Annotated in this window: 18 protein-coding genes; 17 read left to right on the top strand and 1 reads right to left on the bottom strand. The window is 65.6% G+C overall.

Annotated features, from left to right (window positions below; translation table 11 throughout):
• Positions 1-20: 20 nt before the first annotated feature.
• The 9 genes from ABXH26_RS12245 to ABXH26_RS12205 all read left to right on the top strand — a co-directional run bounded on the left by ABXH26_RS12245 (position 21) and on the right by ABXH26_RS12205 (position 9,669).
• On the top strand, positions 21-809 hold the full coding sequence (locus tag ABXH26_RS12245; RefSeq protein WP_353567359.1) for a hypothetical protein: 789 nt from the start codon (positions 21-23) through the stop codon (positions 807-809).
• Positions 809-2,359 (top strand): sensor histidine kinase, encoded by a 1,551-nt coding sequence (locus ABXH26_RS12240; RefSeq protein ID WP_353567358.1) that lies wholly within the window; start codon positions 809-811, stop codon positions 2,357-2,359. The genes ABXH26_RS12245 and ABXH26_RS12240 overlap by 1 nt, the downstream gene beginning before the upstream one ends.
• On the top strand, positions 2,356-3,093 hold the full coding sequence (locus ABXH26_RS12235; protein WP_353567357.1) for a response regulator transcription factor: 738 nt from the start codon (positions 2,356-2,358) through the stop codon (positions 3,091-3,093). The genes ABXH26_RS12240 and ABXH26_RS12235 overlap by 4 nt, the downstream gene beginning before the upstream one ends.
• Before the next feature lie 36 nt (positions 3,094-3,129).
• Positions 3,130-4,716 carry a family 43 glycosylhydrolase gene (locus ABXH26_RS12230; protein ID WP_353567356.1) on the top strand — a complete coding sequence of 529 codons (1,587 nt, stop codon included), beginning with the start codon at positions 3,130-3,132 and terminating at the stop codon, positions 4,714-4,716.
• Positions 4,713-7,190: a beta-L-arabinofuranosidase domain-containing protein gene (locus ABXH26_RS12225; RefSeq protein WP_353567355.1), complete on the top strand. Its 2,478-nt coding sequence runs from the start codon at positions 4,713-4,715 to the stop codon at positions 7,188-7,190. Before ABXH26_RS12230 ends, ABXH26_RS12225 begins: the two co-directional genes overlap by 4 nt.
• 93 nt (positions 7,191-7,283) lie before the next feature.
• The gene (gene queF, locus ABXH26_RS12220; protein WP_353567448.1) at positions 7,284-7,643 is read left to right on the top strand and encodes a preQ(1) synthase; all 360 of its coding nucleotides are present in this window, start codon (positions 7,284-7,286) and stop codon (positions 7,641-7,643) included.
• Complete coding sequence (gene queC, locus ABXH26_RS12215; RefSeq protein WP_353567354.1) at positions 7,640-8,326, top strand: 7-cyano-7-deazaguanine synthase QueC; 687 nt, start codon at positions 7,640-7,642, stop codon at positions 8,324-8,326. Before queF ends, queC begins: the two co-directional genes overlap by 4 nt.
• A gap of 87 nt (positions 8,327-8,413) precedes the next feature.
• Positions 8,414-9,250 carry a MotA/TolQ/ExbB proton channel family protein gene (locus ABXH26_RS12210; protein ID WP_353567353.1) on the top strand — a complete coding sequence of 279 codons (837 nt, stop codon included), beginning with the start codon at positions 8,414-8,416 and terminating at the stop codon, positions 9,248-9,250.
• Positions 9,250-9,669 (top strand): ExbD/TolR family protein, encoded by a 420-nt coding sequence (locus ABXH26_RS12205; RefSeq protein WP_353567352.1) that lies wholly within the window; start codon positions 9,250-9,252, stop codon positions 9,667-9,669. Before ABXH26_RS12210 ends, ABXH26_RS12205 begins: the two co-directional genes overlap by 1 nt.
• 14 nt (positions 9,670-9,683) lie before the next feature.
• Here the strand turns inward: ABXH26_RS12205 and ABXH26_RS12200 are convergent, their stop codons facing one another.
• Positions 9,684-9,923, bottom strand: coding sequence for a hypothetical protein (locus ABXH26_RS12200; protein WP_353567447.1), 240 nt, complete (start codon positions 9,921-9,923; stop codon positions 9,684-9,686).
• Between ABXH26_RS12200 and ABXH26_RS12195 the strand changes: the two genes are divergently transcribed.
• The 8 genes from ABXH26_RS12195 to ABXH26_RS12160 all read left to right on the top strand — a co-directional run bounded on the left by ABXH26_RS12195 (position 9,828) and on the right by ABXH26_RS12160 (position 19,275).
• Positions 9,828-10,226 (top strand): hypothetical protein, encoded by a 399-nt coding sequence (locus ABXH26_RS12195; protein ID WP_353567449.1) that lies wholly within the window; start codon positions 9,828-9,830, stop codon positions 10,224-10,226. The two genes, ABXH26_RS12200 and ABXH26_RS12195, sit on opposite strands and share 96 nt — an antisense overlap.
• Positions 10,227-10,350: 124 nt before the next feature.
• The gene (locus ABXH26_RS12190) at positions 10,351-11,346 is read left to right on the top strand and encodes an AAA family ATPase (RefSeq protein WP_353567351.1); all 996 of its coding nucleotides are present in this window, start codon (positions 10,351-10,353) and stop codon (positions 11,344-11,346) included.
• 8 nt (positions 11,347-11,354) lie between these two features.
• On the top strand, positions 11,355-12,206 hold the full coding sequence (locus tag ABXH26_RS12185) for a DUF58 domain-containing protein (protein WP_353567350.1): 852 nt from the start codon (positions 11,355-11,357) through the stop codon (positions 12,204-12,206).
• Between the two features lie 10 nt (positions 12,207-12,216).
• Positions 12,217-12,966: a hypothetical protein gene (locus ABXH26_RS12180; RefSeq protein WP_353567349.1), complete on the top strand. Its 750-nt coding sequence runs from the start codon at positions 12,217-12,219 to the stop codon at positions 12,964-12,966.
• Positions 12,963-13,877: a vWA domain-containing protein gene (locus ABXH26_RS12175; protein WP_353567348.1), complete on the top strand. Its 915-nt coding sequence runs from the start codon at positions 12,963-12,965 to the stop codon at positions 13,875-13,877. The genes ABXH26_RS12180 and ABXH26_RS12175 overlap by 4 nt, the downstream gene beginning before the upstream one ends.
• Positions 13,871-14,875, top strand: coding sequence for a vWA domain-containing protein (locus ABXH26_RS12170; protein ID WP_353567347.1), 1,005 nt, complete (start codon positions 13,871-13,873; stop codon positions 14,873-14,875). The genes ABXH26_RS12175 and ABXH26_RS12170 overlap by 7 nt, the downstream gene beginning before the upstream one ends.
• A 53-nt stretch (positions 14,876-14,928) precedes the next feature.
• A complete protein-coding gene (locus ABXH26_RS12165; protein ID WP_353567346.1) occupies positions 14,929-15,624 on the top strand; it encodes a hypothetical protein in 696 nt (231 codons plus the stop codon).
• Positions 15,625-15,648: 24 nt separating this feature from the next.
• Positions 15,649-19,275: a hypothetical protein gene (locus tag ABXH26_RS12160; RefSeq protein WP_353567345.1), complete on the top strand. Its 3,627-nt coding sequence runs from the start codon at positions 15,649-15,651 to the stop codon at positions 19,273-19,275.
• Positions 19,276-19,363 lie beyond the last annotated feature (88 nt).

Here is a 19,363-nt window from a genome sequence, read left to right as displayed (position 1 = left end):
TCCTGCATGCTCGCGGCGTGATGAAAAAAATCCTGCTCCTGTCACTGCTCGGTATCGGCAGCGCTTTTGCCCAAGAATCGGACGACCCCTTTGCCGATCCCTCGAAGGTCCGCCCGCCCGACGACCCGGTCCACCGGGCGGACGATACGCGTCGGGTTTCCTGCTGTTTTGAGGTCTTCAGGCTGAGCCAGCAAGACGCCCTCGAGCTGACCGTCCAGCAACTCGATGACGAGGCTTTCTACCATTCACTGGTCGAACAATCGGACGCGGGAGATGCCAGCCGGGAGATCCTCCACATCATCCGCGGTCGTTCGAATGAAAAGGTGACCGGGGAGGCGGTGACCGAATTCATCTATCCTACGGAATACGAACCGGTCGGGCCGCAAGCCACGAAAGCGCCTGCCGAAAGCGGCGATGAACTCGAAGGCGAGGCGACCGACCAGGATCCCCCTCACCATCCGGCGATTCAAGGGATCGACAGCATGTATGTGGTCCCTTGTTCCTTCGAAACGAGGAACATTGGAACCTCAGCTGAAATGATCGTCGGCCTGGACGAATCCGACGAGTTGGTTGAGCTGAAGCTGAGCCTCGACCGGGTCCTTTACCTGGGAAATCAAGTCTGGGGGGAAGGCCCGGCGAAGGTGGAAATGCCCATCTTTTCAAATCAGGGGATTCAGACCACGCTCAATGGGCGGATTGGCAAGGTGATGTTCGTCGGTTCGTTCAATCCCCCTGTGAATGCCAAGGATCCGGACTCGTCGGATCAGGTGTGGCTGGTATTCGTGACACCCACCCTGTCCCGCCCCTGATGCGCCTCGCGCTTTTCACCCTGCTGCCCATGCTAACCGCCGCGGTCCTGGTGACCATCGCGGGTGAGCGCTGGGCTCGCCGCGCCACCGAACACCGCTTCCCTATCGATCGGAGCCGGCTGCTCGATTTCGATGAATCGCTGCGCGACGAACTCGCCCGATTGGACGCCCTTTACCTCACCTATCTCCGGCGAAATGCCGAGGAACTGCTTTCCGGAAAGGAGCTGACCGATCCTGGAACCGGCGTCCGCAGGATCACCCTGTTCCGGACCCAGGGCCCGGATCTCAGCTACGATCCACAACCGCATGAGGTCGGCCCGCCGGAAATCGCCATCGAAGACGGCACTTCTCCTTTCGACCCCGGAAACGCGGTCGTGCTCGATCGCAAGTGGCTCCGCGAAGACCTCCCGGCGGAAGGGAAATGGCTGCCTACTCCTTCCTCGTCCTATCGCGTCCACCTTTTAAAAATCCGCCATCAAGTGCTCGCCGCGTCTTTAGTCGATACGGACGAGGTTCGCACCACGGTAGCCACCTATCTTGCAGGGTGGGCATCGACTCCCCTCACTCCGCTTCGGGAGTCGGATGAACGCCTGATCATCACGGCACCGGGTGGGGAGCAGCTGATTGCCCTCGGACCCGACCATCACGGCCCCTCGGCCGCCGTCATTCCCATCCGCACCTTCATCGGCACCTGGGAAATTCGGGCATGGGACGGAGTCACCGTTCGCCATCACCACGACCCCGCCTCGCTCGCCGCCGCCCTCGTCGTGGCGGTGCTGCTGATCGGCAGCGGCCTATGGCTCTTCCTTGCCCAACGCCGGGCCCTGCGGCTCGCTGCCGAGCGGGTCTCGTTTGTCAATCGCGTGTCCCACGAGTTCGGCACCCCTCTCACCAATCTCTCCCTCAATCTCGATCTCGCCCGAGACGCGCTGGAATCCGACTCCGGAGCCGCCCGCCAACGGCTCGGGCTGGTCAACGAGGAAATCGCCCGGCTTTCCCGACTCGTCGCCAACGTGCTCACCTTCTCGCGCCGCGAACGGCAATCGCTCGAAGTCCATCCCACCCGCTGCATTCCGGATGACGTTTTGCGACGCGTGATCGACTCGTTTCGTCCCGCCCTGGCTCGACGCGGCATCGAACTCGAGTCGAAGCTCGACGCCGCCGAGCCCGTGATGACCGATCCCGACGCCCTCGAACAGATCGTCGGCAACCTGCTTTCCAACGTTGAGAAATATGCCGCGACGGGAAAGCACGCATCGCTCACCTCGGCCTGGACGGCGGACTGCCTGCGCATCCTCGTATGCGACCGAGGCCCCGGCATCCCTCCGCAGCTGCGACAGCGGGTATTCGAACCCTTCGAACGCATCCACACCGGCACCAATGAAGGTTCCAGCGGCACCGGTCTCGGCCTCACCATCGCCCGCGAGCTGGCCCACCGGCTCGGCGGCGGCCTGAAGATCCTCGAAACTTCAGCCGGAACCACCTTCGAGCTCCGCCTTCCGTCGAGGGCGTCCTTGAAAGTCGTCCCGTCCAGCCCCCACGCGGCATGAAGGTCCTCATCGCCGAAGACGATCCCATCACGCTCGAGTCGCTGGCCACCTGCATCGAGCAGGAAGGTTACTCCACCCTGCGCGCGGCGGACGGCCGAATGGCCTTGGAGCTGTGGAGGTCGGAAAAACCCGACATCCTTTGCTTGGATATCATGATGCCGAAAATCGACGGCTTCGAACTCTGCCGGCGTGTCCGAGCCGTTGATTCGGAGCTGCCGATTTTGTTCCTTTCCGCCAAGAACCAGGAAATCGACGTCGTGGCCGGTCTGGACATGGGGGCCGATGACTTCATCCGGAAGCCATTCACGCGCAGCGAGGTCCTTGCACGTATCCGTGCCGCCCTCCGCCGACGGCACGGGCCGACCGCGAAGTCCTTCAACCTGGCCGACCTCATCATTTTCCCGAAAAGCCTCATCGCCCGGCGCGGTGAAGAGGTCATCGACCTCACTCCGCGCGAGATTTCCCTGCTTCATCTCCTCTACCAACATCGAGGTCTGGCCGTCAGTCGGGACGCCTTTCTGGACGCTTGCTGGGGCGTCGATTATTTCCCGGACTCGCGCACGCTGGACCAGCACATCTTCGTTCTGCGGCGAAAGATCGAACCCGATCCATCGAACCCGTCGCTGATCGAAACCGTGCGGGGCATCGGCTATCGACATCCGCTGCGCGATGGTCCGGATTTCGAAGGGCAATCGGGCGGGATGACGCCGGAAAATGACGCCAAACCCTTGTAAGCCGACCGGTGGCCTCCGAGTATGGTGGGGACCACGATGCTTGCTGCCAAACCCCTGATTTTCACGCTCTTCGCGGCGCTCCCCGCGCTCGCGGCCGAGACTTTCACGAACCCGATCGGTGAAGGTGCCGACCCCTGGCTGACCCGCCAGGGCGACCAGTACGCCTGGTGCCAGGCACCGGGAAACCGACAGGTCTCGCTGTGGCTGACGGACTCCCCGACCTCGCTCGGGACCGAACACGTCATCTGGCATGCGCCGGAGAAAGGCCCCTACTCCCGCGAAGTGTGGGCCCCGGAAGCGCACTTCATCGACGGCCACTGGTACATCTACTTCGCCGCGGACGATGGCAACAACGCCAACCACCTCGCCTACGTGCTGGAGTCGAAAACCTCCGACCCGCTCAGCGAATACGAGCTTCACGGCCCGTTCGCCACCGGCGAGGGCGAGGACGGAAAGTCCCCGAACCTCTGGGCGATCGACATGACCGTGTTCGAGCACGCGGGCAAGCTCTACGCCATCTGGTCGGGCTGGGACGCGCCGGGCACCGACCAGCAGTATCTTTACATCGCGCCGATGAAGTCGCCCACCGAGCTGTCCGGCCCGCGGGTGCTGCTGTGCGACAACGACGACTACCTTTGGGAACGCACCGAGGAGCGCGAGGGATCCCGCGGGCTGAATGAAGGCCCGCAGTTGCTCGAGCACGAGGGCCGCACGTTCCTGACCTACTCTTGCGGTGCCTCCTGGGACACCACCTACAAGCTCGGCATGCTCGAACTCACGGGCAAGGATCCGCTCGATCCGGCGAGCTGGAAAAAGTTTCCCGAACCGGTCTTCAAGAGCACCGAAAACACCTACGGCGTGGGCCACGGGTCGTTCGTGAAAAGCCCGGATGGCAAGCAGTGGTGGCACGCCTTCCACGCCAAGCGCTCGCGCCAACATGGCTGGCAGCGCGCGATCTTCGTGCAGCCGTTTTCCTTCGGAAACGACGGCCTTCCCGACTTTGGCGAGCCGGTGGAGGCTGGATCGCCGATCGAGGTTCCGTCCGGCACCAAAACGCCATCCGTTTCCCTGCCCTACCATGCGAAGCTCACCGACGCCGCCGACCAGAACGACTTCGCCTACTACGGCCACCAGCAGTTCTATGCCGTCCGCGATGATGGCGCGCATCTCGGCGTGGTGCCGAAGGAGCCGGTGAACGGCTATCGCTCGGGCGAAAAGCTGGTCCTCCGCGGGGGCGATTTCACCGATCTTGCCGCGAGCGTCGACATCCACTTCATTGAGGGCGACCGCGATGCGGGCCTGCTTTTCCGCGTGACCGATCCGACCGTCGGCTTCGATGCGCAGAAGGGCTATTTCGCCGGCATCCTGCCCGGCCAGGAGGCGGTGATCCTCGGAAAAACGGACGGCAACGCATGGACCGAACTGGCGCGCGAAAGCGTCCGCCTCGGAACCCAGCGGGAAGCCCTGCTCGCCGTGTCCGCCCGTGGCGAAAAGATCACCGTTTCCGTGAATGGAAAAACCCTGATCGAGACCGAGGATGACACCTGGTCCCACGGCACCCTCGGCCTCCGGGTGGTCGACACCCACGCCTGCTTCAAGAACCTCTCCATCGAGCGTCCATGATCCGACTTTTTCCCCTGCTCGCCTTGCTCGTGGTGCCGGCCTACGGCCAAAAGGCGCCGGTCCCGAACCGTGCGCCGCTGGAGACGGTGCCGATGACCGCCCTGCCGCTGGGCAGTGTGAAACCCGAGGGCTGGCTGCGCGAACAGATGGAACTGCAGCGCAACGGCCTGACCGGTCACGCCGAGGAGCTGCTGCCCGCCGTTTCCCCCGATTCCGCCTGGCGCGGCGGCCAAGGCGAGGACTGGGAAAAGGGTCCCTACTACGTGAAGGGACTGATCCCGCTGGCCTGGGGACTGGAGGACGACTCGCTCAAGCAAGAGGTCAAAAAATGGATCGAGCCCATCCTCGCCAGCCAGCGCGAGGACGGCTTCTACGGTCCGTCTAGTAATGACGACTGGTGGCCGCGGATGGTGGTGAACTACCTGCTGCGCGATTACTACGAGGCCACGGGCGACGAGCGCGTGCTGCCTTTCCTCACGAAATACTTCCAGCACATGGGTCGTGAGCTGCCGGGCCGACCACTGCGCGATTGGGGGAAATCGCGGGCCGGCGACGACATCGACACGATCTTCTGGCTCTACAACCACACCGGCGATGAATCGCTGCTGCCGGTGGCGAAACTGCTGGCCGAGCAGGCCTACCCGTGGACCGACATCTTCACGAACAACCGGTTCCTCATGTTCGAGGAATTCCAGCCGCGGCACGGGGTGAACATCCCGCAGGCCCTGAAGATGCCGGCCGTGTATTCCCAGCTTTCAAAGGACGAGGCCGACAAGCATGCCTACGCCAAGGGCCAGGAGCATCTGATGCAGGACCACGGGCTCGCGGTCGGCATCAACTCCGGCACCGAGTTCCTCGCCGGGCGCAGCACGGTGGAGGGCATCGAGCTGTGCTCGGTGGTGGAGCGGATGCTCAGCGATGCCACCGTGGCCCGCATCCTCGGCGATCCCGCCATCCAGGATCACCTCGAGCTGATGGCCTACAACCTCCTGCCCGGCTCGCTTTCCCCGAACATCCACCAGCACGTCTACTACTGCGTGCCGAACAACGTCATCGCCGCCTTCGGGCCGAAGGGCTACGACCAGGATCACCACAACGCCACCAACCCGTCGCCCATCTCCGGCTTCCCCTGCTGCTGCTACAACTTCCACATGGGCTGGCCGAAGCTCGCCCAGAACTCGTGGGCCGCGACCTCCGACGGCGGCCTTGCGCCGCTGGTCTACGCTCCGACCACGGTGAGCACCGTACTTCCGAACGGCATCAGGGTGCGCATCGAGGAGCAGACGAGTTACCCCTTCGGCGATGAGGTCCGCTTCGTGTTCCATCCGGAAAAACCGGCCACCTTCGCCTTCCACCTGCGTCAACCGGGTTGGTGCGAGACCCCGGAGATCGCCCTCAACGGCGAGAAGGCCGACGGTTTCTCCACCCGCGTCGAACGCGAGTGGAAGGACGGCGACACGCTGGTCCTCCACCTGCCGCGCGAGGTGAAGTCCGAGACCGGCATCAAGCACTCCGTTTCCTTCCGCTACGGCCCGCTGGTGCTGTCGCTGAAGGTCGATGAGCACTGGCAGTCGATCGCCAAGGCCTCGCGGGAGGGCTTCGACTCGTTCCGCATCGATCCCACCTCGCCCTGGAACTACGCGCTGGAGGTCGATCCCGCCCAACCCGCGGCCTCGATCGAGGTCGAGGCGAAGCCGCTCGAGGGCAATCCTTTCGACCCGAAGACCACCCCGATCCACGCCAAGGTGAAGGGCAAGCGGCTGCCCGGCTGGGACCTCGCCTGGCACGGCCGGCTGGCCAACGACCCGCCGACCAGCCCGGTCCGCTCCGACCAGCCGCTGGAGGACCTGACGCTGGTCCCCTTCGGCAGTGAAATGCTGCGCGTGACGAGCTTCCCGGTGCTCGGGGAAAAGGAGGCGCCGAAGAGCTTCAGCGATGATTTTTCCGACGGCAACTTCGACGGCTGGCTGACCTACGGCGGGAGCTGGTTCGTGCTCGATGGCCGGCTGCAACCCGCCACCAACGCCCACTCCGGCTCCTTCGGTTCGCACGGCGTCAAGGCGGTCGCGGTGGACACCGACTTCGCCGACCTCGAATACGAGGGCACGGTCTCGGTCGGCGATGCCGGCGACTCCGGGCTGATTTTCCGCGTCCACACGCCGGCGCTCGGCAGCGATGCCTACCACGGCTACTACGCCGGCATCAGCGCCAGCGACGACCGCGTGATCCTCGGCCGCGCCGATGGCGACTGGACCGAGCTCGGCACCTTCCACGGCCCGATCGATGCCGACCACGACTATCGCCTCAAGGTCGAGGCGATCGGTCCCCGGATCCGGGTTTTCCTCGACGGGAAAAGGGTCATCGAGACCGAGGACGCGACCTTCTCCTCGGGCATGATCGGCGTGCGCAACTACAGCGCGCAGACTGACCGGCTTCTGGCCCAGTTCACGCGGCTGAACGCCGTCGCGCGCTGAGTTTTCCCGCCATCGACACGGCGGCCGGAGCGTCCTAGTTTCGCCGCCGTGAACGCCAACGACCTGACGCTCCTCGGTCACTCCGAGAACCGCCTGCCAGCCTCGCCCGACGAGGCGAAGCTGGAGACCTTTCCCAACTGCCGGCCCGGCCGCCGGTTCTGGATCCACCTCGATTGCCCGGAGTTTTCCTCGCTGTGCCCCGTGACCGGCCAGCCGGACACCGCCCACCTCGTGATCCGCTATGTCCCCGGCGAGCGCTGCGTGGAAACGAAGTCGCTGAAGTTCTACATGGCTTCGTATCGCAACCTTCCGGCTTTCAACGAGGAAATCGTCAACCGCATCCTCGACGACCTGGTCGCCGCGCTTGATCCGGTCGAACTCCACGTTTCCGGAAAATTCGGCGCCCGTGGAGGCATCCAGCTCACCTGCGAGGCCAGCCATCCCGAGGCATGAAGGCGGTCGTTCTCCTCAGCGGCGGCATGGACTCCGTGACCGCCTTTTACCAGGCGCTCAACGAGCACGAGGTCGTGGCCGCGCTGTCCTTCGACTACGGCTCGAAGCACAACGCCCGCGAGATCCCCTTCGCCCGCCTCCACGCGGAAAAGGCGGGCGTCCGCCATGAGACGATCGAGCTCGGCTTCATGGACCGGCTTTTCCAGTCCGACCTGCTCGGCAGCGGCGGCGAAATCCCGGACGGCCACTACGCCGAGGACAACATGAAGCGCACCGTGGTCCCGTTCCGGAACGGCATCATGCTCGCGATCGCGTGCGGCTTCGCCGAAAGCGCCGGCGCGGAGGGTCTGGTGATCGCCGCCCACTCCGGCGACCACGCCATTTACCCCGATTGCCGCGAGCCCTTCATGGCCGGCATGGCCCAGGCGATGCGCGAGGGCACCTACGCCCGCGTCGAACTGCTGCGGCCCTTCATCGACATGGACAAGACCGCGATCGCCCGCCGCGGCGCGGAGCTGGGCATCGATTTCGCCGACACCTGGTCCTGCTACAAGGGCGGCGACATCCACTGCGGTACCTGCGGCACCTGCGTCGAGCGCCGCGAGGCCTTCCTGCTGGCGGGCGTGCCGGATCCCACCCGCTACCTCGCCACCCCGCCGATTCCACAGGCCCCCGGCGCATGAAAAGACAAGCCCGCGGGCCCGTATCGCTCTCCGGGCGCGGTTCTTGCGTTGCCCGCGAGGGCCGCTAAGCTCTGCGCAACCCCACTCATGACGCGGCAAGCACTCCATTTCCTCATCCCGACGCTCGCGCTCGTCCTGCCGGCCGCGGCCGCCGACGAGACACCACCCGCCGAGGGCATGAGCTTCGATTTCATGCAGCTCATCGATAGCGGCGGGCCGATGATGTACCCGCTCGCCCTGCTCTCGATCGCGGCGATGGTGCTCATCCTCCTCTACCTGCTCACCATCCGCCGCAATGCCGTGGTCAGCGATCGTTTCATGAACACCGCCGAGGCCCTGATCCGGAAGCGCGACTTCCAGGGGCTCATCGGCTACTGCCACCGCCAGAGCCAGTGCATGGCGCGGATCACCCAGAAGAGCCTCGAGTTCCTCACCCGCAACGAGACGGTCTCCTTCTCCGAGGTCCGGGAAATCGCCGAGTCGGAGGGCTCGCGCCAGGCCGGCATCCTCGGCTCGCGCATCACCTATCTGGCGGACATCGGCTCGATCGCGCCCATGGTCGGCCTGCTCGGCACGGTGATCGGCATGATCCAGAGCTTCCTTTCCATCTCGCAAGGGCACTTCGAGGGCGTGAAGCAGATGGAGCTCGCGTCCGGCGTGTCGCAGGCGCTCATCACCACCGCCGCCGGTCTCAGCATCGGCATCCCGGCACTGGTTTTCTACTCGCTCTTCCGCGGGCGGGTGCAGCGCTACGTTTCCGAGCTGGAAGCGGCCACCACGCACCTGATGGCCATGCTCCACTCGCAGGTCCAGCTCCAGCAGCAGCCGTCGAACCGCCCCCCGGAGCCGGTCCGCCGCGACGAGTATGCGATGCCCCTGCCCTCGCCGCTGGCCGGCGAGCGACCTGATCTCCACGGGATCTGATGAAGTTCCAGAACCGAATCCCGCCGCCCGCCGGCATGCAGTTGGCACCGATGATCGACATCGTGTTCCTGCTGCTCATTTTCTTCATCGTCACCTGGCAGTTCTCCCGTGAGGAAATGGACCTCAAGATCGCCGTGCCGACCTCCGAGGAAGGCGCCGATCCGCAGCGGGTGCTCGGCGAGATCATCCTCAATGTCCGTACCGACGGCACCGTGTCCGTGTGGGGTCAGGTCAAAACCCTCGACCAGCTCGCCGGCACTCTGGCGGAAATCGCGGCCCAGCACGAAAACCAGCCCGTCAGGATTCGCGGAGACGCCACCACGCAATTCCAAGAGATCGTGAAAGTCATGGACGTCTGCCAGCGCTCGGGCATCTGGAACATCTCCTTCGCCACCCAGACGCCGAAGCCGGCGGAGTGAGTTGCCTTCGTCGCTTACCGATGTCGCAGGCCGAAGCGCGGGTCTCGATGATCGTGCCGGACCACAATGATCCGGTTGCAATCCAGCCTCTCTTCGAACAGAAGATGGTAGGGAAACTTCCCGAGGTTGCATCGCCGATAGCCTGAGGAATCGAAGTGATGACGTTCCGGATTGAGGGCTACCTTGTCGATGGCCTTCTCGAGTTCGTCCCAGAAACGCTCATACAAGGCCTCCGAAACGCGTCGATAACGCAGGCCTATTTCACGGGCATCACTCGCCGCCCGCGGGTGAAAAACGAGCTTCTTCGTCATCCGGCCTCAGCGCCCGCAGATCCTGCGAAACTCCTCACGCGTAATCCCCTCGACGGCTCCGGAGTCAAGATCCCCGGACCTCCGAACGACTTCTTCATCATCAACGAGGTAGATTGCTTCCTCCAGGGTATCGAGAAGGAAAGCGGCAAGCTCCGCCCTCTCCAGATTCGGAAGATTGGCGGCGGCATCGCGGATCTGATCCATGTCCGACATGGGATGCAGATTACCCTCCGCACGCCTGGCTGACCACATGGAAATTTCGGCCATAACTCCCTGCGGCATCCACCTTGGATGACCTTGCCAGCAAAGATTTACAGACAAATCATCGGCTTTCCGCCATCTAGTTCCTGATAGGCGTTTATTTGATCCGATGAGTTCCACTTCTCCCCCCGCCAGCGGCGACACCTCCACCTTCCTCAGCGCGATCCGGGAACGGGTCGGAACCATCGTCGTCGGCCAGGAGGTGGTCGTCGAACGGATGCTCATCGCCCTCCTCACCAGCGGCCACCTGCTGCTCGAAGGCATGCCGGGGCTCGCCAAGACGCTGCTCGTCAACGCCATGGCCCGCGCGATGCACCTGCAGTTCCGGCGCATCCAGTTCACCATCGACCTGCTGCCCTCCGACATCCTCGGTTCGGAAATCCTCGACGAGCGCACCGGCAACTTCCGCACCCACCAGGGCCCGGTTTTCACCAACCTCCTGCTGGCCGATGAAATCAACCGCGCCGCGCCGAAGGTCCAGGGCGCCCTGCTGGAGGCGATGCAGGAACGCCGCGTGACCATCGGCAACCAAGGCTACGCGCTGCCCGTGCCCTTCCTCGTCATCGCGACCCAGAACCCGATCGAGCAAAGCGGCACCTTCGAGCTGCCCGAGGCCCAGCTCGACCGCTTCATGCTCTGCCACCGGCTCGGCTATCCGAGCGTCGACGACGAGGAGGAAATCCTCCGCCGCAACCTCAAGCTCGGCGTACGAAAGGAAGGCGCCGGTGCCGTGGCCAAGACCGAGTTCGACATGATCCGCGAGGAGGCCATCGGCAGCGAAGCCGACCTGGTGGCCGCGATGGAGGCCGCCAACTCGGTCCATGTCAGCGATGTCTTCCTCAAGCACGTCGTCGACGTGGTCGACCGCACCCGCCACCACCCCGAGCTGGAACTCGGCTGCTCGCCGCGGGCCGGCATTTCCCTGCTCAAGGCCTCCCGGGCCCGCGCGCTTCTGCATGGCCGCGACTATGTTGTGCCCGAGGATCTTTTCGCGCTGGCGGAGGACGTCATGCTGCACCGCATCCGCCTGAGTTACGAGTCGCTGGCCGAGGGCAAGACCGCGGCGCAGACGCTGCAGAACATCCTTGAGGAGTCCATTTCCTGATCGCCGCCATGCAGTCGCAGCTCGACGTCCAGCCGCTCGACAGCCGCCAGTTCTTGCTGGCGGTGAAACGCGTGGCCGATTCCCTGAGCTACGGCACTGACCGTAGTCCGTTTCTCGGGCAAGGCCTCGAATACGTCCAGAGTCGCCGCTACGAGCCCGGCGATCCGGTGAAATCCATCGACTGGCGCGTCACCGCCCGCACCGGCAAGACCCACGTCAAGCAGCACGAAACCCCGCGTCAGATGCCCGTGTGGCTGGCGGTGGACACCTCGGCTTCGATGGCGCTCGCCTCCCGTCCGCCGGGGAAATACGGGCTCGCCCTCCAGGTCGCGGGCGGCTTGGCGCTGGCCTCGATCGACCGCGTGTCACCGGTCGGCGTGCTCGGCATCGGCGGCCGCGACCTGCGCATCCAGCCGTCGCTTTCGCGCGATGTCCTGCTGCAGTGGTTCCACGGCCTGCGCTCATATCGTTTCGACGAGCCCACCCATCTCGCCGCGCGCCTGCTCTCGCTGGAGCCCTCGCTGCGGCAACGCGCGCTCGTGGTGGTGCTCAGCGATTTCCACGACCCCGACGCGCTTGCCGCCATGAAAGTGCTCGGGGCCCGCCACGATGTCATCGCCCTCGTGTTTCGCGATCCGGCCGAGGAAATGCTCCACGGCGCCGGCTTGTTCCGCGCCCGCGAGGTCGAGTCCGGCCGCGAGCTGCTGGCCCACGGCCGGCACCTGCTTTCGAGCAGCGAGCGACTCACCGAGGCCTTCAAGCGGGCTTCGATCGACCACTTCCTGATCTACACCGACCGGCCCTTCCTCGGTGCCGTGCGCCACTTTCTGAGAGCCCGCGGCGTGTTCAAGCGCCGCTGACCTGCCACCCATGCGTCTCCTTTTCCTGATCCTGCTGCTCGTCGCGCCGCTCGTCGCGGAGGAGGGGCCGATGGCCCGCGTCGGCCAGCCGCTGCGGATCGAGGAAATCTACATCCCCGGCGATCAGGTCGCTCCGGCTCCCCGCCGCGATCGCGAGCCGCCGCTGGTCGTCCGCGTGCTCGACGTCCGCCCTGCGGCCGACGGCTTCCGCTACGACTTTGAAGTCCAAGGCCTCGATCCCGGCTCTTACGATCTCGCCGATTTCCTCGAAGGCTCCGACCTCCCCGCCATTCCGCTGACGATCACGACGGACCTGCCCGAGGGCCCGCCGCTTCCGCAGGACCTCGCCCCCGCGCCGCTGCCGAAGTTCGGTGGATATCGTACTTTCCTCGTTATCGCGGGCGTCTTTTGGCTGGCCGGGTTGCTGGCCTTGATTCTGGTGCGGAGAAAAAAGCCGACTACTTCCGAAAACCAGGCCCCGCCGCCGTCGCTCGCGGAACGCCTCCAGCCGCTGGTCGCCGCCGCCTCGACCGGCGACCTTGATGCCGAGGGCCGCGCCAAGCTGGAGCGGCTCGTCATCGGCTACTGGCGGGAACGGATTCCCGCGATCGCCGGACTTCCGCCGTCGGAGGCGCTGGTCCAGCTGCGTCGCCACGACGAGGCCTCCCCTCTCCTGCTCGCGCTCGAACGCTGGATCCACGCGCCCGACCGCACGCGGCCGGACAATCTGGACGACTTGCTGGCGCCCTACCGGTCATGATTTTCGCCCATCCATGGCTGCTGGTGCTGCTGCTCCTGCCGATCGGGCTGGCGGTGCACGCGTGGCGTCGCGGCGGTCATCGGGTACCACTGCCCTTCGATCACGCCCCGCTCCGACGCCGACGCCTGCTGGCTTTTCTCCTCAACAGCGCCGACACCCTGCCGGCGCTGCTGTTGGCGGTGGCGATCCTCATCCTCGCCGGGCCGCGTCGTTTCGAACAGCCCCGCTCGGAGCGGGAGATGACCAACATCCAGTTCTGCCTCGATGTCTCCGGCTCGATGATGGCGGACTACGGGTCCGCCACCCGCTACGATGCGGCGATGGAGGCGGTGAACTCCTTCATCACCCATCGCAAGGGCGACGCCTTCGGGCTGACCATCTTCGGCAGCAGCGTGCTGAACTGGGTCCCGCTGACCACCGACGTGTCCGCCTTCCGCTGCGCGCCGCCGTTTTTCCGCCCGGAAAACCTGCCGCCCTGGTTCGGCGGCACCATGATCGGCATGGCCCTCCGCTCCGCGGAAAAGGTGCTTACGTCCCGCGACGAGGGCGACCGGCTGATCGTGCTGATCACCGATGGCGAAAGCTTCGACCTCTCCAACGGCCAGGACATGGCGCTCGCCCAGAGCCTCAAGGACCATGATATCACCGTCTTCGCCATCCACATCGCCGAGGGCGCGCCCTCGGATTCCGTTGGCGCGATCACCATGATCACCGGCGGCGAAATCTTCAGCGCCGGCGATCCTGCCGCGCTCGATGCCGTGTTCGCACGGATCGACGAGATGAAAAAAGCGCCGCTCAAGCGCGTCACGCCGGACCCGGTCGATTTCTACCAACCCTTCGCCATCGCCGGCCTCGGCCTCGGCGCCCTCCAGCTGCTTTCCTTCTTCGGACTCCGCGCCACGCCATGGTGACCCTCGTTCCCATCCTGCTTGCTACGGCGTCCCTCGTACTGATGGCCGCCGCGGAGCTGATCCATCACCGCCGGGTCCGCGCGGTGGCACCGTTGGTTTTCGGCCCCTCCGGGAAACCGACGATCCTTGGCCGGCTCGGCGCGTCGCTGCGGGTGGCATCGGTCACCGCGCTGGTCTGGGGACTGGCCACCTTGTTGCTGCTGCCGCCCGCCGCGCATCGCTCGATCCCGGTCGAGACCGAACCCGCCGACCGCGAGCACCTGCTGATCGTGCTCGATGTTTCCCCCTCCATGCGGCTGCAGGACGCCGGACCGGACGGCAAGGAAAGCCGCACGGCCCGCGCCCGCGCGGTGCTCGACTCGGTGTTTGCCCGCGTCGCTCGCGACCGGCTCTTCATGAGCGTGATCGCCGTTTACAATGGCGCCAAACCGGTGGTCGAGGAAACGCGGGACATGGAGGTCATCCACAACCTGCTCAACGACCTGCCGATGCACTACGCCTTCCCCTCCGGGAAAACCAAGCTGCTCGACGGCATCGCGGCGGCCGCCGAGACGGCGAAAAAGTGGCCGCGCGGATCGGCCACGCTGGTGCTGGTGAGCGATGGCGACTCGGTCCCGCCGACCGGCATGCCGAAATTGCCTCCGGCCGTCGGGGGCGTGCTGGTCATCGGCGTCGGCGACCCCTTGAAAGGCACCTTCATTGATGGACGCAATTCCCGCCAGGACGCCGCCACGCTGCGCCAGATCGCCAACCGGCTCGGCGGGCAGTATCACGATGCCAACCAGAAGCTGGTTCCGACCGCCACCCTCAGCCGGCTCGGATCGCTCGACACCGCCGATCCCGACCACCAGCTCGGCCGCCGCGAGTGGGCGCTGCTTGCCACCTCCTCCGGCGCGCTGGTCCTCGGCCTGCTGCCGGTTTCCCTGCTGCTCTTCGGCACCCGCTTCCATCCCGGACCCACTCGCCCGAGGATTCCCTTCCTGGCCGTTAGAGCCTGATCCCGATCTTTCGATTTCCACATCATCCCGAATCTGCCAACCTGTCTGACATCATGAGAATCCTGTTCATTGCCCTCTGGTGCCTTCTGCCGCTGGGACTGGTCGCGTTCCACTACGGTCCCGGTCAGGAAAAGATGGCCCTCGATCACTCCGGGGCCGCCCTCGACCGCGCGCGCGCCCACCTCGACGCCTCCGAATGGGAGGCCGCGATCCCCGAGCTGGAGGCCGCGCTTGCCGCCCTGCCCGAGGGCCACGGCTCGGAGGCCCAGCGCATCCAGCTGGAGCTGCTCAAGGCGCGCATGATGACCGGCAAGCTGCCCGAGGCCCGCGGCGAGCTTGAGGAGCTGCTGGCCCGCGTCGATGCCTCGGCCGAGCCCGAACTGCATGCGGACGTGCTCGAAGCCCTTTCGAGCGCCCGTTTCCACATGACCTATCTGATGAAGCTCGAGGGCCTGCCGGAAACCGAATGGGGCCCGGAAATCGACGCCGCCCGCCAGGAAAGGAAGCTGCTTCTGCAGCAGGCCGGCTCGCCCGCCGCGGCCTCCCGCCAGGCCGATGCGCTGGAGTCGGCGATCAAGCTCGCGCGCATGGATCCGGCCGAGCTTTACGGCAAGGCGATCCCCAAGCAGTGCCAGGGCTGCTGCTCGGGCAAGTGCAACAAGCCCGGCAAGAAGCCCGGGAAAAAGAAGCTGCCGAAAGATGCCCGCGGTGCCTCTTCGGGTCCGCCGATCGATGGCGAGGGTTCCTAAACGCAGCTTCCACACGATCCCCTCATGCGCTACGCGATCCTCGCCCTTGCGGCCCTCATCCTGTTAGGTTCCCCGCTCGCCGCCGCCGGCCCGCCGCCCGGGGACATCGACCTCAACCGCCTTCGCCAGCTCCTGCAGGGAGGCCAGGAGAAAAAGAAAACGCCGGAGGAGATGCGGACGGAGATGCTGCAGCAGATCCAGTTCGATCGCTCGGCGGCGGGGATTCTCCAAGCGCGGCTGATGGAGTCGCGGGAAAAGGCGTCGGAAGGTGAGCCGCCCAAGCTGGAGGGTGAGGAGATGATCAAAGCGGAGGTCTCGAAGCTGGCTCGCGACGTCACTCTGTCGCGCTGGGAGCAGGTTCGTGACTACCTCGCCGGACTGCCGGACGACGCCGGCCAGCAGGCATATCAGGCCATTCTCTCCAAGCTGTCCCAGCCGGTTTCGGTGAATCCCTCGAAGGAACTCCAGGCCAGCGGTGCCAAGCCCTACACCCAGCAGCCCTTCCTGCCGCCAGCCGATTTCCTGGGCCTGCTGGCCGCCGCGCCGAAGGAACCGGACACGAAAACGCTGACGCTGCTGGCGAAGGTCTTCCCAAGATCGCCCCGGCCGCCGGAGTCGTTTTTTCAAGCCATCGCGGCCGGCGTCCCACACCTCGGCGGCGATGACCCGAAGAACCGGCTCCGCGCCGCCGAGCTCTACCTCGAGGCCGGGCTCACCGAGGAAGCCGGTCCGTTTCTCCCGACCATCGATGCGGCCCGCGAGGACTCGAATCACCACGCGCTGAACCTGATCGCCCGCCACCGCGCCGAAATGTGGCGGAAGGATCGGGAAAAGGCCGGCGACGACGCCCTCAAGACGGCTTGGGAGATCTCGACCTCCTTCCTTTCCGACGACAAGGCCCCGCCGCCCGAGCGCGCCGAGGCCCTGTTCCGGGCGCTTTCGTTGATTCCCGAGCTGGAGGGAAAAGCCGGCGAGGACTGGCTGGCCGCCACCTTCGGCGGCAGCTCGACGGAGGGACTGGAAATCCTCGCCACGCTGGGAACCCTGACCGACCAGTCGCGCGAGAATCCCGATGCCGGCGAGCGTTTGAACCTGCTGAAACTCCAGCACGACTCGGTGGCCACCCTGCTCGCCGCGCCCGGCGTGGACGCGGAAAAGTGGTCGCCGATCCTGACGCTTTTCGCCCGTCAGTGGGTCCATGAGGCGGACGTGACCCAGAACAAGGACCAGAGCGACAGCCGCCGCATGGTGCCGCAGTACGATGACTGGGGAAACGTCTTCTTCACCCGTCCCGCGGCCACCTACCGCGGCGAAGGCACGCGCCCGATCGCGGCGGCCTCGATGATCGAGGTCGGGCCGGACGCCGCGTGGCTTTCCCATGTGGAGCCGACCGTCCGCATCGACGCCCTCCAGCGGGCCGCGCGGCTTTTTCTCAAGGTGAAGGAGGAGCAAAACGCCATCCCGTTGGTCGCCGAACTCGCCGCCACCCATCGCGACCTCGCCATCGAGCTGGTCCGCGAGACGATCCGGGTCTGGTCGCAGAACCACAACCCCAACGACGAACAGGACTACCGCTCGCGCTACTTTTACTACTACGGATATAATAATCAGGCCGAGTCCATCCCGCTGACGCGCTCGAAGCAGGAGCGGAACCTGGTGGAGCTGGCCGGTCTGGTCGAAAAGATCCGCGGCCTTGATCTTGACGAAGATTTCAGCGTTCCGCTGGCCGAGGCCTTCATTTCCTCCCACAGCCAGGCCGAGGTCTGGCGGGTCGAGGCGATCGAAAGCGTGTTCGGAAAAAGCGACCAGCTCGATGCCCCGGTCACCGCCGCCCTGGTCGAGCGCATGCGGCTGAACCTCTGCAAGCTGTGGCCGGACCCGAAGCTCCAGCAGGCCTACAAGACCCAGCGCAAGGACAAGGAGCTGCAGGAGCAGATTTTCCATGGCTACGCCGCCGCCATCGGGCTGGTGGAAAAGGCGCTCGCCCGCCGGCCGAAGGACCCGTGGCGGCTCGAGGTGCAGCTCGCCGCGCTGCGCTACGAAGAGAGCAACTACCGTTCATCGATCCAGCCGAAGAACGACCACGTCCGCATCGTCCGCGAGTCGCTCGACCAGCTCGCCGCCGCGGCGGACGACTACCTTTCCACCCTGCCCCGGCCGGAAAACGAGGAGACCACCAGCGTGTTCGAGACCTGGTTCTACGCCGCGCTCGGATCGACTTCATTGGAATCCCTCAAGGCCCATCATCCCAACCAGCCGGGCGAGGTCCCGAAGATCAAGGCGGCGCTGGCCAAGCTGCCGGAGGCATCGCGCGAGCGCCATCTGAAGGCCTTCGCCACCACCCTCAACAACCGGCTGGCCAACGTCTCGCCCGATCTCAAGCTGCGCTACCTCGAGGCGGCGGCTCCGATCGTCGGCGAGGAGGAAAGCTTCCGCGATGCCGCCGACGTGCTGGCCTACTACCGGGACCTGGTGACCGAAATCGAGTTGTCCGCCACCCTCGACGGCCCCGACACCGTGTCCGCGTCCTCGCCCTTCGGCCTGAAGGTAAACCTCCGCCACACCCGCGAGATCGAACGCGAGGCCGGCGGCTTCCAGCGCTACCTGCAGAACCAAACCGGCGCGCAGTATGCCTACAACTTCGGCCGCCCGCCGGAGGATTACCGCGACAAGTTCGAAAAGGCCGCCGTCGCCGCCCTGTCGGAGACCTTCGACGTGATCTCGGTCACCTTCCATTCCGACAAGGTCGAGTCCCGCACCGACCCCGAGTTCGGCTGGCGCCTGACTCCCTATGCCTACCTCCTGCTCCAGCCGAAGGGCCCGCAGATCGACCGCATTCCGCCGCTCTCGATCGATCTCGATTTCCAGGATACCTCCGGCTACGTGGTGCTGCCGATCACCTCGGCGGAGATCCCGATCGACGCCTCGGGCAAGGCCGCGCCGCGGCCCGTCCGGAACCTGCGACTGACCGAGAATCTGGACGCCCGCAGCGAGTCGGAAAAAGGCAGCCTGTTCCTCGAAGTCCGGGCCTCCGGGGAAGGTCTTGTGCCGGAGCTGGACGAGCTCGTTTCCCTGCCGGTCAAGGGTTTCGAAACCACCGCGATCGAGGACCGGAAGCTCCAGGTCAACGAACTCGACGCCAACGCCGACGACCTCGCGCCGCTGACCGAGCACGAATGGCGCCTCGAACTGAAGCCCGCCGGCGGCGCGATGCCGGCCCGCTTCACCTTTCCCGAACCCAAAGTGGACCTCGCTGCGGAGGACGGGCTGACGCGACAGATCTACGACGACGTCGATCTCCTGCCCGTCGAGGCCGAGGTGCCTCTCGGCGTGACCGGACGGCGCGTCTGGCCATGGGTGTTCGCCCTCGCGCTGTTCGCCGCCCTCGCCGCCGCCGTCCTCTACTATTTCCGCCGTAAAAAGCCGGCCGTCGAGGTGGTGCCGGCCGTGCCGCTGCCCTCTCGCCTCACTCCCGTGACCCTGCTCGGCTGGCTGGAGCGGTTGAAAGAGCAGCCCGGCCTGTCGCCCGAGCTCCGGGAATCCCTCGAGGTGGAAATCCTCGGCCTGGAGGCCCGCCATTTCGGCCCCGCCGCCGGACGCCCGGATGCCGAGCCGCTGGAAGCGATCGCCCGCCGTTGGCAGGCGGCCTAGGGCGGGGCAAGCCGCAAAACTCCGACCGGAGCGGCTCGAGACGGGAATTTTCACACGATTTCCGGGGCTGGGGTCGCTCCCTCGATTG

The organism is Haloferula sargassicola, assembly GCF_040362925.1.
Classification (GTDB): Bacteria; Verrucomicrobiota; Verrucomicrobiia; order Verrucomicrobiales; family Akkermansiaceae; genus Haloferula; species Haloferula sargassicola.
The sequence above is the reverse complement of the archived record's forward strand: the minus strand, read 5'-3'. Positions and strand labels throughout refer to the sequence as shown.